Genomic DNA, 13,452 nt, shown 5'->3' with positions numbered 1-13,452 from the left:
CTGCAGAGCCTACCGGCGATCGGTGATCTTGAAAGGGGTCGGCGAGCCGTTCGGGCCGGGTGTGGGTGAATCACTCGTCCCGCGGGTCCGGCAGCGCCCGCAGGTGGCCGCGGCGACCGTCGCCGACGGTGAAGTCCGGCGGGTCGCAATCGCGGCCGGCTTCCCGGACCGCCTCGGCCAGCGCGGTCAGGTCGTCGGCGGAGGCTTCCGGCATGCCGAACTCGCCCTCGTGCCGCACGACCTCCCAGCCCTTCGGCACGGTCAGCTTCAGCGCGTGGTCTTCGCAGAGGTCGTAGCTGTGCGGTTCGGCATAGGTGGCCAGTGGTCCGACCACGGCGGTGGAGTCCGCATAGGCATAGGTGAGCGTCGCAACGGCCGGGTTGGTACACCCGGTCCGCGAGCACCGCCTCACGCTCCGCACGACCCGCACGATAGCGCCCTCGGTCCAGTGCGTGCCGCAGGCACGCGGAATCGTCTCGCGCCGCGGGCCCTTTCAAGACTGTTCGCCCGGCGTTCGCCCAGGTGAGCGGGTTTGTTCGCGGTGCGCTGAACACCTCGGTGGGCGCTGCGGTCACCGACCGTGGCGCGACAGGCGCCCGAACGGGCATCCCCGCCGCGGGGCGGAGGGCGTACCCTCAGCCCGTGGTGACCGCACGTGGACATCGGCGCCGGACGCTAGCCCGGCGGGACCGTCGAGGCCGCGGACTGCGCGGCCCCCTGTACCCATCGTCGGTCCCCGTCGCGCGCAGCCGCTCCCAGCGGTTCGACGCGCTGGTGCTGGAGGCGCTGGAGCCGATCGAGCAGCGTTGGCACGCCGAGCTGACCGAGCTCGACGTGGCGGTGGATGAGGTTCCGGAAGTCAAGGCCACCGCTCCGGAGAAGATCGTCTGGGACGACGACGTGGTGGTCGACGCGAACGTGCCGCTGGCCCGGCTGGTGCCGTCCGGGGTGGATCGCCGCGGGCTGCCCACCCGGGCGCGGATCGTGCTGTACCGGCGACCGCTGGAGGCGCGCGCCCGGGACGGGCAGGACATGGCCGACCTGCTGCACGACGTGCTGATCGAGCAGGTGGCGACCTACCTGGGCCTGGACCCCGACGTGATCGAGGGCCAGTAGCCGCTTCCCCGCGGCCGGAAAGGGGTGCACGGACCGCTGGTCCGATCTGTTCGGACGAGCAGGCCGCTCACTCACGCCGGCGGGCGCTGCGGTTCACGTGAGCGGCGGGAGGGCAGCGCGGCGATCGCGGTGAACAGCAAGGCGGCGGCCTGCACCACCAGCAGCGCGGCGCGCGAGCTGTCGCTGTAGTCCACCCGGACCTCGCCCGCCTCCTCCGGCAGCGGCACCGCGACCTGGTGCCCCCACGCCTTCGCCAGCGGCGCCTCCCGCCCGTCGATCACCACCTGCCAGCCGGGCTCGTGCTCGGCGGCCAGCACCAGCGCCCGCCCGACGCCGCCCGCCGACACGCGGACCGCGACCTCCGGCGTCGCTGCGGGCACCGGAATGGGCCGGGCCTGCGGAGACGGGGCTGCCTCCAGCCGCGCCTGCCGCGCCAGGTCCGGCCCGAGCAGCTGCACCGGCCCGGTCGGCAGCAGCACGCGCAGCACCACCGAGCCGTCGCCGAGCCTGCCGTGCTCCACGACCATTTCCCCGGCCGCGCGCTGCACCTCCGCCGAAGCGGCGGCGGGCACGGCGACGTGACCGGCGCCGCGCGCGGCCGCGGCGGCCAGCGCCGACCGCACCCGCTGCTGATCGCCGGAGAGCACGTCCGCCTCGGACTGCCGGAGCCAGTCGACCGCGCTGCTCACCGGCACCAGATCGTCGTCGCCGAAACGCGGACCGCTGCCGTCCACCAGCCGGGCGGGCTGCGGCCCCGGGTCCAGGACCAGCAGCGCGCCGGGTCCGGCGAGTTCCGCGGCGAGCGCAGGGGTTCCCCCACCCGGCTCGGTGCGCAGCGGACCGCGCCCGGCCAGCACCGCGCTCACGCCCGTGACCAGCAGCGCGGCCGTCAGCAGCGCAACTCCCGCGCGGCGCGGCAGCCGGTTGATCGGCCCCGCCGACAGCGTCATCCACAGCAGCCCGGCCGCCGCGACGGTGAGCGCTGCCCCGGTCGCACCGGTCGTGGCGGGACCACCGCCGATCGGTGCGAGCGCGAACAGGTCCACGCAGACCGCGGCCGCCCAGCCGACCAGCGCGGTGACCGCGCCGGGAAGCATCGCCTTGCGCGGGGCGAGCACCAGCGCCAACAGCGCGGTCAGCACCAGCAGCGCACCGGCGAGGCCCGCGGGTGCCGGGCTCAACGCGGCCAGCCAGCCACCCGCCGCTGCTTCGGTGAACCGGGCACCGAGCCCGTGCGCGAAGATCTCCGGATGCCGCAGCAGCACCACCGGCCACGGCAGCAGGCACGCCACCGGCAGCAGCACCAGCGCGGCCAACCCGGCGACCCGGCGCGGCGCGCGGCGCGCTTCGCTCGGCACCGCGACGAACCCGACCAGCGCCAGCACCACGAGGATCACGTGCACCAGCGGCGCGAAGGCACCCAGCACGGCGAGCCCGAGCGCGGTCAGGCAGGCAGTGCTGAGCCAATGCCGCGAGCGGCCCATCGCGGCCATCCGGGTCAGCCCGATCACCGCGGCGATACCCGCCAGCAGCGGCGGCACCAGCACGTGCGCGACCACGACGTCCAGCCGACCCTGCCCCGCGGACAACGTGGCCAGCGGCAGCAGCGCGTAGGCACCGGCGGCCAGCGCCCGGCTGCGGCCGGACATCGGCAGCGCTCGAGTGGCCGCGTAAGTGTTCAGCCCGGCCAGCGGTATCCCGAACAGCAGCAGCGCCCCCACCACCGCCGCCGGTCCGCCGATCGGCGCGAGCACGGTGCCCGCGATGGCGAGCACCAGCAGCGCGGCGGGTGCGGGAGAGCCGGTCCCGCCGTTCACCGGATGCCACGAAGCGAGGTAGTCGCGCCAGGTGGTGCTCAGGTCCGCGACCGGCAGCAGCCGCCCGCCCTGCAAGGTGCCGCCGAAGCGGGGGAACTCGGCGACCAGCCCGTGCGTGACCAGCGCGAGCACCACCAGCGCTGCGGTGAGCACCACGGGTGGAGCCAGCAGCAGCTCCCGCAGCACCCGCCAGCGGTTCACCTCGACCAGCAGCAGCTGCCGGTCCGGTTCGGCGGGCTCGGGCCGCGCCCCGCGCGGAACCGGCGACGGTCGCTGAGGTGCAGCGGGTTCGGCCGGGGCCTCGGCGGATTCCAGCGGCACCACGACAGGTCCGGCCGGGCGTCGCAGGCCCGCGACGCGGCGCTGCTTCTCCGGTCCGGCAGCTCCCGCGGGCAGCGCACCTGCGGGCAGGGCTTCCGGGCCGACCGGGCGCGGCGCTGCGCTGCTGGTGATCGCCGCGCTTCCGGGTATCGCCGCGGAAGACGGAACCCTGCCGAGCACGACGTCGCGCCGCACCCGCTCGCGCACCAGCCAGGCGAACGCCGCGCGCAGCCCGTTGCGCAGCCGGGTGAGCCTGCTGGTCAGCAACCCGCGCACTTCGGAGCGCCGCGGCGTGACTTCGCGGCGGGCCGCCCGCGCCTTGCGCAGGCCCATCCGGCCGGTGCAGATCCCGGCGAGCACCGACAGTTCCGCGGCCGCGTCCGGCCAGCGCCGCAGCAGCGCGAACCCGGCGGCGCGCAGCGTCGCGAGCACCAGCAAGCGCGGAACGCCCAGCACGAACGACAAGACCGCCGAGTTCACCAGGAACGTCCGGACACCTCCGACCCGCTCGGCGGCCCGGAGGGTGCGCTGCGCAGCGGCATCCGGCGCGCGCTCACCGCGTCGCAGGAGGCCGGCGTGGCGCATCCGCGCGCCCGGCACGCACAGCACGAGGTGTCCGTCGGAGTTGACCCGCCAGCCGAAGTCGACGTCCTCGAAACCGATCGGCAGAGCGGTGTCGAAGCCGCCGAGCCGCTCGAACACGTCCCGGCGGATCAGCACACCGGCCGTGCTCACGGCGAGGACTTCGGAGACCGGCAGGCCCGCGGTCCTCGGCTCCGCGTCAGGTTCCGCGGCAGCTTGATCAACCGGGTCCGGACCGTGCTGGGCGTCGTCCGACTCCGCGGCCGATAACTCGCGGTCCGGCGAATCCACCTCGGCTTGATCGGGCTCGACAGGATCGGTTCGCGCCGAATCGGACGGAGCCGGATCGGACGGAGCCGAATCGGACGGGGCCGCATCGGAGGACGCGGCATCGGACGGAGTCGAATCGGCCAGGGTCGAAACGGAGGATGCCGATTCGGAGGAGACCGAAACGGAGACCGCCGGATCGGAATCGACGGCTACCGACCGACTAGGGACGGACCCGGCGTATTCGACCTCGGCCGAATCGTCCCCGGCCGAATCGTCCTGGACCGAGGCGTCGTCGGCCGAGCCCTCGCCGACCGAGTCCGCACCAGCCCGGTCCGCGCCGCCCGCATCGGCGCCACCCGCATCGCCACCGGCCGAACCCGGCTCCGAGCCGTCTCGCTCCATCCCGGGATCGTCCGGGACCGCGTCGACCGACCCGCCGGAATCCTCCGGCACACCGCCGGAAAGCGGACGATCCGAACCCCCGGAACCGTCCAGTTCGGACTCACCGGCACCGCCCACCAGCGCAGGGTCCAATTCGGACGCTCCGATGCCGGTCTGCCGGTGCCCGGACGCATCCGTGGACAGCCCGCCGTCCACCACGAGCCGCGGATCGTCCCAATCCAGCCCGAGCGGTCCCAGCACCGCGGCCGACGAATCCAGCTCCGCCACCCCGAGCAGGTTCCGCAGGCAGTCCGGTTCCGGCGCGGAATCGTCGTGCAGCACCCACAACCACCGGCCGGGATCGCCCCAACGCGCGTTCGCGTGCTCGACCGCCGCGGCGACCGCGGTGCCGAAACCGGTGTCGCGCTGCAACGTGAGCACCCCGTCCAGCGCGTCCTCGGCCGCGAGGATCTCCGCGGTGCGATCAGCGGAACCGGTGTCCACCGCGAGCACGTGGCGGGGCCGGACGGTGAGCCCGCGCAACGCGGACAGCACCTCGGCCAGCGCGGTGTCGCCGTCGTGGCACACCAGCACGGCCAGCACCGGCGCGGTGCTGCGACGCGGCGCGGTGCTGGAGCGCGCGGTCCCGACCACTCTGTCCTCCCCTGCCGCCGTTCACCGATCTCGGCACGACGGTAGTCGAACACGGCGCCGGACCGGACCCCGCAGGCCGTCTCGGTTCTCGTTGCGCGCAGGGGGCCGCGGCCGGAAGCGGCCGCCTCAGCACCTCATCCCGCGCGCCGCTTCAACCTGCGTCGTTCCCGTTCGGACAGACCGCCCCAGATGCCGAACCGCTCATCGTGCTCCAGGGCGTACTCCAAGCACTCCGAGCGCACTTCGCAGCCGGCGCAGATGCGCTTGGCCTCCCGGGTGGAGCCGCCCTTCTCCGGGAAGAACGCCTCGGGATCGGTCTGCGCGCACAGCGCGCGCTCCTGCCATTCCTGTTCCTGCTCGCCGAGTTCGAAGAGCTGGGCGAGCACGTCGACGTCGGTGCTGTCCGCTTCGCGCGAATCCCCCCACCGCACCAAGTGCGGCTGCGTGAGCCGGTTCTGTTCCATCAAGCTGCCCTGTTCCATCAGGTGGGCTTGACCTGTCTCCCACATCTGGTCCTCCCCCGATCGCTCCCTTTCCCTGCGGTCCTCCCCAGGACCGTTCGGGATGCACTCCGGATGCGGACCGCGGCCCGCATCGCCGGCCGGGCGCAGTTCCGGCCCTCTCACCGGCACCGCCCGTCCGACCGTGGTCCGGCCGGGGCTCCCTTCCCCGACCGCCCGCCGACGACCGCCGCGAAGGCCCGATCACCGCCGGTCGTTCACCCCGGCGCAGCGGCGGGCGGCTACCGGGATCCGATCCCGGAGGAGCCCGCCTGCGATGGACCTCGCCGCTGTTGCACTCCACCACCCGGCCGGGAGCACCCGGACGGGCCGCCGATGACCGCCCACCCAGCGCCGGAGCGCCGGTCAACCGGGTCGATCAACCGGGCCACCGGCCCGCCCACGTCTTCGAGCGAGCACCCGAAGAGCCGGTCGAGGCGGCGGGGAGCAATCGTTTCAGCGGGGAATGACACTGCTGTGATTACACCGTTGTAGCTCCATGCGGTCAAGCGGAGACAACCCGTAGAGGGACGCCGCCAGAGCCCCGCATGACGCAGCGGCACCGGCCGAACGGACTCGGTCCGCTGCTCCGAACGGCGGTGCTGATCATCGGTGATCAAGGCATATCACCCCATCGCCCACCGCGCGCGGTGAGCGGTGTGGACACTGGGAGACGTGAACAAGCGTGTGAGTCCCCTGTTCCTGGCGTTGCTCGGTGCCACGGTCGCGGGAGGTGTGCTCGCCACCGTGGACAACACCGTCGCCCGCGTGACGGGCATCGTGCTGATCGTCCTCGGCGGCTGGGCCACCTCGTTGTGCCTGCACGAGTTCGGGCACGCCATCACCGCCTACCGCGGCGGCGATCTCGCGGTCCGCGCGAAGGGTTATCTGACGCTGGACCCGCGGCATTACACCGACCCGGTGGTGAGCATCGTGCTGCCGCTGCTGTTCGTCATCGCAGGCGGCATCCCGCTGCCCGGCGGTGCGGTGTGGATCAACCACCACGCGCTTCGGACCCGCCGGGACGAGTCGATGGTCTCGTTGGCCGGGCCGTTCACGAACCTCGCGATCGGGCTGCTGCTGACGCTGTCGGTGGCGGTGTTCCCGATGCCGATCGGGCTTTCCAGCGGGCTGTCCTACCTGGCGTTCCTGCAGGTGATCGCGTTCGTGCTGAACATCCTGCCGATCCCGGGGCTGGACGGGTACGGCGCGCTGGAGCCGTGGCTGTCCGGCCGCGCCCGCGAGCTGGGCGAGAAGGCGCGGCCGTGGGCGCCGCTGGCGCTGTTCGTGCTGCTGTTCGCGGTGCGGCCGGTGGGGCAGGCGTTCTTCGGACTCGCCTACTTCGTGTTCGCGCTGGTCGGCGGCAGCCAGACGCACGCCTTCCTCGGCCAGGAGGCGTTCCGCTTCTGGGAGTTCTGAGCCCCGGAGCGGGCCCGCTGGCCCGGCGAGCCGTTCACTCCGCAAGATCCGCCCGGATCGGGGGAAGGCGCCGGCGCGTCGGCAGCGGGCGGAAACGGAGCGCGGGAACGGCGCGGGGTCGGCCACGTGCGAGGATCGGAGCGTGAAGGTCGTAGCACTGGTCGGCGGGGTCGGCGGCGCCCGGTTCCTGCTGGGTATCAAGGCGGCGCTGGGCATGCCCGCGCTGGGCGAGCAGGAATCCCCGCACGAGGTGACCGCCGTGGTCAACATCGGCGACGACGTGTGGATGCACGGGCTGCGGGTCTGCCCGGACCTGGACACCTGCATGTACACGCTCGGCGACGGCATCGACACCGCGAAGGGCTGGGGCCGGGTCGACGAGACGTGGTCGGTGAAGGAAGAGCTCGCCGCCTACGGCGCGGAGCCGAGCTGGTTCGGGCTCGGTGACCGGGACATCGCCACGCACCTGATCCGCTCCCGGATGCTGCGCGCCGGGTATCCGCTCTCGGCGGTGACCGAGGCGCTGTGCGACCGCTGGCGGCCGGGGGTGCGGCTGCTGCCGGTCTCCGACGACCGGGTGGAGACGCACGTCGCGATCGAGGATCCGACGACGGGCGAACCGGCCGCGGTGCACTTCCAGGAGTGGTGGGTGCGCCACCGCGCGGAGCCCGCGGCCAGCGCGATCGTGCCGGTCGGCGCCGAGGAGGCCGAGCCCGCACCGGGCGTGGCCGAAGCGATCCACGAGGCCGATGTGGTGCTGGTGGCACCGTCGAATCCGGTGGTCAGCGTGGGGACGCTGCTGGCGGTGCCCGGGTTCCGCAAGGCGCTGCGCGAGACGAAGGCGCCGGTGGTGGGGCTCTCGCCGATCATCGGCGGCAAGCCGCTGCGCGGGATGGCCGACGCCTGCCTGAGCGCGATCGGGGTGGAGACCTCGGCCGAGGCGGTGGGCAGGCACTACGGCGCCCGCTCCGCGGACGGCATCCTGGACGCGTGGCTGGTGCACACCGGTGACTCCGCGGACGTGCCGGGTGCGACGGTGCGCGACGTGCCGCTGCTGATGTCCGACGTGAACGCGTCCGCGGACATGGCGCGGGCGGCGTTCGATGTGGCCGGGCTGGCCGCGCCGGAGGGAGCAGCATGACCGATCACGCGGCGACCGGCGGGTTGCGGCTGTTCGCGGTGCCCGGGCTGCCGGAGTTCGGCCCCGGCGACGACGTGGCGGCGTCCATCGCGGCGACCGCCCCGTGGCTGTCCGACGGGGACGTCGTGGTGGTCACCAGCAAGATCATTTCCAAGGCGGAGGGCCGCACGGTCCGCACCCCGCGCGATCCGGACGAGCGGGAGCGGTTGCGCCGCGACCTGGTGCGCTCGGAGGCCACCGACGTGCTGGCGCGGTTCCGGAACACGCTGATCACCCGGAACCGGCTGGGCATCGTGCAAGCCGCTTCGGGCGTGGACGCTTCGAACGTGGCGCTGGACCAGATCGCGCTGCTGCCGGAGGACCCGGACGCCTCGGCGCGGCGGCTGCGGGCGGGCCTGGCCGAGCGGCTCGGCGTGCAGGTCGGCGTGGTGATCACCGACACGATGGGCCGCACCTGGCGCAACGGGCAGACCGACGCGGCGATCGGCGCGGCCGGGCTGCGGGTGCTGCACCAGTACGCGGGCAGCACGGACGGGCAGGGCAACGAGCTCGCGGTCACCGAGGTCGCGATCGCCGACGAGGTGGCCGCGGCCGCGGACCTGGTCAAGGGCAAGCTCGGCGGCGTACCGGTGGCGGTGCTGCGCGGGCTGACCACGGACGACGACGGCTCCGGCGCCTCCGATCTGGTGCGCCCGGTGGAGCAGGACCTGTTCCGGCTCGGCACGCAGGAAGCCGTCGCGCAGGGCCGCAAGGAGGCGGTGCTGCTGCGCCGCTCGGAGCGCTCGTTCGGCGCGGAGCCGGTGGACGCCGACGCGGTGCGCCGCGCGGTGGGTGCGGCGTTGACCGCGCCCGCGCCGCACCACACCCGCCCGGTGCGGTTCGTCTGGCTCCGCAACCGTCCACTTCGGACGAAGCTGCTGGACGCGATGCGCACCGCGTGGCTGGAGGACCTGCGCGGCGACGGGCGGTCCGAGGAGTCCGCGCAGCGCCGGACCGGCCGCGGCGACCTGCTGTACGCGGCGCCGGAGGTGGTGCTGCCGTTCCTGGTCCGCGAGGGCGCGCACGACTACCCGGACGCGCGGCGCGCGGAAGCGGAGCGGTCGATGTTCACCGTCGCCGGTGGTGCCGCGGTGCAGGGGCTGCTGGTGTCGCTGGCGGCCGAGGAGCTGGCCTCGTGCTGGGTCTCGTCGACGCTGTTCTGCCCGGACGTGGTGCGCGCGACGCTGGAACTGCCGGATTCGTGGGAGCCGCTGGGCGCGGTCGCGGTCGGGAACCCGGCCGAGCCGGTCGAGGGGCCGCGGCCGCCGCGGGACCTCGACGACGGGCTGCTGGAGCTTTGAGCACGTCCCGGTTCGCGGATGTGCTCCTGGGCGATTCCCGAGCCCGGCGATGAGCCGGAACCGAACCCGGGTCTGACGGCGGCGCGGGAAACTCGACATGACGGTGCGCGTGCGCCGCGACACGAGCTGCGGCCCGGGTGAACCGGGCCGGACACGATTTTGGGTGGGGTTGTGACGAACCAGCGGGACGACTCGGACGGACTGCACGCGGACGCGACGCGCAGCCTCCGCGAGTGGGAACCGGCGGAACGGTCGCAGGAAACGCTCAAGCACGCCTTCCTCACGCTGCTCGACGCGCGCCCGGACGCCTGCCTGCGCGCGTGCGAGCCGGGCCACCTGACCGCATCGGCCGTGCTGCTGGACGCGGCGGCGGAGCGGGTGCTGCTGACCCTGCACCCGCGGGTCGGCAAGTGGTTGCAGGTCGGCGGGCACTGCGAGCCGGAGGACGTTTCGCTGGCCGGTGCCGCGCTGCGGGAAGCGACCGAGGAATCCGGGATGGACGGTCTGGCGGTGGATCCGGTGCCGGTGCACGTGGAAGTGCACCCGATCACCTGCTCGCTGGGGGTGCCCACGCGGCACTTCGACGTCCGCTACGTGGTGCGCGCGCCCGCCGGAGCGGAGCCGGTGCGCAGCGCCGAGTCCCTCGACCTGCGCTGGTGGCCGCTGGACGGGCTACCGCCGGAATCGGGCCTGGACAGCATGGTCACCGCGGCCCGCGCCCGGCTGGATCACTCGTAGTCGCACGTCCGGAGGCTTCGCCGCGTGCTCGTATCCGGGTGATCAGCTGGCCCGGTAGTCGCGGACCGGTAGGCGGGGGCCGAAGCGGGGGCGGGAGACTCCCGCGGCGCCGAGGTAGCGGACCGCGCGGTGCCGGTGGCCCGCGTAAGGGGCGAGGGCTTCGAGCATTTCGGCGTCGTCCATCGGGCGGCCGGCCAGCGCCGTTCCGACGATCGTCGGCAGGTGGTAGTCGCCGACGCTGACCGCGTCCGGATCGCCCCATGCCCGCTGGGCGACCTCGGCCGCCGTCCACGGGCCGATGCCGGGCAGCTTCTGCAGCAGGTCGCGGCCTTCGGCGCCGCGCAGCTCGACGGCCCGCTCCAGCCTGCGGGCGACTCCGGCGGCGGCGATCAAGGTGCGCCTGCGGGCGCCGTCGATGCCCGCCTTGTGCCACTCCCAATCCCGGATCTCCCGCAGCTGGCGCGGATTCGGCACCACGTGCAGCCCGTCCGGGGCAGGACCGGGCGCGGGCGTGCCGAACCGGCGGCACAGCTCCCGCCAGGAGCGCCACGCTTCCCGGTTGGTGACCTTCTGCTCCAGCACGGCGGGCACCAGCACGTCCCAGACCCGTCCCGAGGCGCACAGCCGCATCCCGCGAGCCGCTCGCCTGCCGCGCCGCACCACGTCGTGCGCGGCGACGAAGCCGGTGTCGTCGTCGGCGGCGCCGAGCAGGCCGGGTACCCGGCCGAGCGCCGATTCGGCGCCATCGCCCCAAGCCTGCGCGGTGATCCGACCGTCGCGGTCCGCGGTGCAGCGCAGCGTGGCCGGTCCGTGCGGAGTCGTCGTCGCCAGCCACCACGCGCCGCCGGTTTCCACACTGCTGGTCGGATCGCCGGGGCCGCGGCGCAGCGGCGAAAGCACCCGGGCCAGGTCGAACGGTTCCGGCGGCTGCCAGCTCGTGCGCATCGGCTCGGTCATCCGCGGTCCGCGGAGAAGCGCACTCCGCCCGCCGGGATAGCCACCTCCGGCCACACCCGGGCGCCGTCCAGCAGCTCGCAGTCGTCGCCGATCACCGCACCGTCACCGATCACCGCGCCGCGCAGCGTGACCCGGTCGCCGATGCGGGCGCCCGCGCCGAGCACGCAACGTTCCACCACGGTCTCCGATCCTATGCGCGCCCCCTCGAACAGCATCGAGCCCGTCACCTGCGCCCGCGGGGCCACGACGCAGCCGGAGCCGACGGTGCTGCCGCCGTCGACCCGGGCATCGGCGGCCACCTCGGCTCCCGGCAGCAGCAGCGCCTCCCCCGGCCGACCGGGCAGCGCCGCGGACGGCAGCGCACCGCGCACCAGATCCGCCGAACCGCGCACGTACGCGGCCGGAGTCCCCATGTCCAGCCAGTACGACGAGTCGATGTGCGCCTGCACCCGCGCGCCGGATTCCAGCAGGCCGGGGAAGGTCTCGCGCTCCACCGACACCCGGCGCCCGGCCGGGATCGCCTCGATCACCGGGCGCCGGAACACGTAGCAACCGGCGTTGATCTGATCCACCGGCGGATCCTCGGTCTTCTCCAGGAACGCCTCGACCCGGCCGTCGGAGTCCGTGGGCACGCACCCGAACTGCCGCGGGTCGTCCACCTTGACCAGGTGCAACGTGACCTCCGCGGCGTTCGCGCGATGCGTGTCGACGAGCCCGCGCAGGTCCAGGCCGGAGAGGATGTCCCCGTTGAACACCAGCACGTCGTCCTCCCGCAGCAGGTGCGCGACGTTGCGGATAGCGCCCGCCGTGTCCAGCGGTTCCTCCTCGACGACGTACTCCAGGTCGAGGCCGAACTCGGAGCCGTCGCCGAAGTGCTCGGCGAACACCTCCGCCTTGTACGAGGTGCCGAGCACCACGTGCTCGATGCCCGCGTCGCGGATGCGGGCCAGCAAGTGGCTCAGGAAGGGCACGCCTGCGGTGGGCAGCATCGGCTTCGGGGCGGACAGCGTCAGCGGGCGCAGGCGCATCCCCTTGCCGCCGACGAGCACCACCGCCTCCGCGCCGGGCAGCGGATCGGGACCTGCGGGTCCGGCGGTCATACCGGGCCTCCTTTCTCCGGGCCGGGTGGCCGGCGAGCCGCCGGCCGCGGCCCCGGCGGTCCGCCTCGGGCCGCGACGACCCGGCCGCGGTCGCGGCCGGGCGTGCGTCGATCCTGACGAAAACCCGTTGGGAGGAATACTGTGCCAACAGCGGCGGCATAATGGACCCAGGGTCGGCCTCGGTGGGCTGGATCACTCCCGACGAGCCCGGCATCCGCGGTCCGCCACCAGCGGTTCCGCCTCGCGTGACCGACCTGAACGAACCCCGATACCGAGTCGAAACCGAATGCGGCGGCGTCGCACCGGGCAACGTCGCAGTGGCAACATGAGCGCGAACATCGAAGCCGCACCACGACTTCGACCGGCCCTGCCCCCGCGCGCCGGGTGCGGACCGGCCCAAGAGGCGTCGCCCGGCGGGCACGCAGCGCGCGGCGGAAGATCCGACGGCGAAAGCATGGAGAGGCACCGCTATGGACCCGCGGGACCGAGCCGACGAAACACTTGCTCGTGCGCGGGCACGGGGCAGGTTCGTCGTCACGCCGGACAGCGCCACGTCGCCGATGGACGCCTCGAACACGGTGCGGATCCCGCGCGATGTGGTGGACGCCGCGGACCGTGCCGGTCACGACCCGAACGCCACGCGGACGTTGGGGCGCCCGGAGCGTCCGCAGGGCACGTCGCAGCAGTACGGGCAGCAGCAGAGCGGTCAGCAGCAGTACGGCCAGCAACAGGGCAGTCCGCAGCAGGGCGGCCAACAGCAGGGCGGCCAGTACGGGCAGCAGCGCGGCGGGCAGCAGTCCGAGCAGTACGGCTGGCCGGTCGAGGAGTACGGCCAGGACCAGCTCGGCCAGCAACTCCCGCCGAACCCGTACCAGGCGCAGCGGCCCGCGGGGCAGTTCGGCCCGCTGGGTTCGCAGGCGGCGCAGCACAACCAGTACTGACGCCCGGGCCGCGGCCCCTAGGAGCGTTTAGGAAATGGTTTGCGTAGCGGGTCGGGTAGCTGTAGTGCCTCGGGAGGTTGTGAATTTGGAACATGCGGTTGGATGATCTTGGAATAGGAAGGACCCCCAGGTTCGGTGTGGATCACCACATCACGCACCGAACGATGGAGGTCCT

The 13,452-nt window shown here is 73.6% G+C and carries 11 protein-coding genes; 6 read left to right on the top strand and 5 right to left on the bottom strand.

The window, feature by feature from the left end; translation table 11 throughout:
* Positions 1-70: 70 nt before the first annotated feature.
* Positions 71-421, bottom strand: a complete 351-nt coding sequence (locus INP57_RS28820) for a DUF3499 domain-containing protein (RefSeq protein WP_200073527.1) — start codon at positions 419-421, stop codon at positions 71-73.
* Between the two features lie 221 nt (positions 422-642).
* Here INP57_RS28820 and INP57_RS28815 point away from each other — a divergent pair, with 221 nt between their 5' ends.
* Positions 643-1,116: a metallopeptidase family protein gene (locus tag INP57_RS28815; RefSeq protein WP_200073526.1), complete on the top strand. Its 474-nt coding sequence runs from the start codon at positions 643-645 to the stop codon at positions 1,114-1,116.
* A gap of 71 nt (positions 1,117-1,187) precedes the next feature.
* Here INP57_RS28815 and INP57_RS29935 read toward each other — a convergent pair whose 3' ends face one another.
* Both INP57_RS29935 and INP57_RS28805 read right to left on the bottom strand, forming a co-directional pair.
* Positions 1,188-5,141, bottom strand: a complete 3,954-nt coding sequence (locus INP57_RS29935; RefSeq protein ID WP_307850341.1) for a glycosyltransferase family 2 protein — start codon at positions 5,139-5,141, stop codon at positions 1,188-1,190.
* A gap of 134 nt (positions 5,142-5,275) precedes the next feature.
* Positions 5,276-5,605: a WhiB family transcriptional regulator gene (locus INP57_RS28805; RefSeq protein WP_233628707.1), complete on the bottom strand. Its 330-nt coding sequence runs from the start codon at positions 5,603-5,605 to the stop codon at positions 5,276-5,278.
* Between the two features lie 711 nt (positions 5,606-6,316).
* Here INP57_RS28805 and INP57_RS28800 point away from each other — a divergent pair.
* From INP57_RS28800 to INP57_RS28785, 4 genes are all read left to right on the top strand, one after another.
* The gene (locus tag INP57_RS28800; protein WP_307850340.1) at positions 6,317-7,060 is read left to right on the top strand and encodes a site-2 protease family protein; all 744 of its coding nucleotides are present in this window, start codon (positions 6,317-6,319) and stop codon (positions 7,058-7,060) included.
* A 142-nt stretch (positions 7,061-7,202) separates the two neighbouring features.
* Positions 7,203-8,201 (top strand): 2-phospho-L-lactate transferase, encoded by a 999-nt coding sequence (gene cofD / locus INP57_RS28795; protein WP_200073525.1) that lies wholly within the window; start codon positions 7,203-7,205, stop codon positions 8,199-8,201.
* Positions 8,198-9,541 carry a coenzyme F420-0:L-glutamate ligase gene (locus INP57_RS28790; RefSeq protein WP_200073524.1) on the top strand — a complete coding sequence of 448 codons (1,344 nt, stop codon included), beginning with the start codon at positions 8,198-8,200 and terminating at the stop codon, positions 9,539-9,541. The genes cofD and INP57_RS28790 overlap by 4 nt, the downstream gene beginning before the upstream one ends.
* A 171-nt stretch (positions 9,542-9,712) precedes the next feature.
* The gene (locus INP57_RS28785; protein WP_307850339.1) at positions 9,713-10,279 is read left to right on the top strand and encodes an NUDIX hydrolase; all 567 of its coding nucleotides are present in this window, start codon (positions 9,713-9,715) and stop codon (positions 10,277-10,279) included.
* 42 nt (positions 10,280-10,321) lie between these two features.
* Here the strand turns inward: INP57_RS28785 and INP57_RS28780 are convergent, their stop codons facing one another.
* Positions 10,322-11,236 carry a DNA-3-methyladenine glycosylase family protein gene (locus tag INP57_RS28780; protein WP_200073523.1) on the bottom strand — a complete coding sequence of 305 codons (915 nt, stop codon included), beginning with the start codon at positions 11,234-11,236 and terminating at the stop codon, positions 10,322-10,324.
* Complete coding sequence (gene manB / locus INP57_RS28775) at positions 11,233-12,336, bottom strand: mannose-1-phosphate guanylyltransferase (RefSeq protein WP_200073522.1); 1,104 nt, start codon at positions 12,334-12,336, stop codon at positions 11,233-11,235. Before manB ends, INP57_RS28780 begins: the two co-directional genes overlap by 4 nt.
* Before the next feature lie 470 nt (positions 12,337-12,806).
* Here manB and INP57_RS28770 point away from each other — a divergent pair, with 470 nt between their 5' ends.
* The gene (locus tag INP57_RS28770) at positions 12,807-13,277 is read left to right on the top strand and encodes a hypothetical protein (RefSeq protein WP_200073521.1); all 471 of its coding nucleotides are present in this window, start codon (positions 12,807-12,809) and stop codon (positions 13,275-13,277) included.
* Positions 13,278-13,452 lie beyond the last annotated feature (175 nt).

This window comes from Saccharopolyspora galaxeae (assembly GCF_016526145.1).
Taxonomy (GTDB): Bacteria; Actinomycetota; Actinomycetes; order Mycobacteriales; family Pseudonocardiaceae; genus Saccharopolyspora_C; species Saccharopolyspora_C galaxeae.
This window is presented reverse-complemented; position numbering and strand designations above follow the sequence as displayed.

Excerpts from the sequence above, each read along its gene's own strand:
- INP57_RS28780 (WP_200073523.1), bottom strand. The coding sequence starts at position 11,236 with ATGACCGAGCCGATGCGCACGAGCTGGCAGCCGCCGGAACCGTTCGAC.
- INP57_RS28790 (WP_200073524.1), top strand. The coding sequence starts at position 8,198 with ATGACCGATCACGCGGCGACCGGCGGGTTGCGGCTGTTCGCGGTGCCC.
- INP57_RS28770 (WP_200073521.1), top strand. The coding sequence starts at position 12,807 with ATGGACCCGCGGGACCGAGCCGACGAAACACTTGCTCGTGCGCGGGCA.
- INP57_RS28805 (WP_233628707.1), bottom strand. The coding sequence starts at position 5,605 with ATGGAACAGAACCGGCTCACGCAGCCGCACTTGGTGCGGTGGGGGGAT.
- manB (WP_200073522.1), bottom strand. The coding sequence starts at position 12,336 with ATGACCGCCGGACCCGCAGGTCCCGATCCGCTGCCCGGCGCGGAGGCG.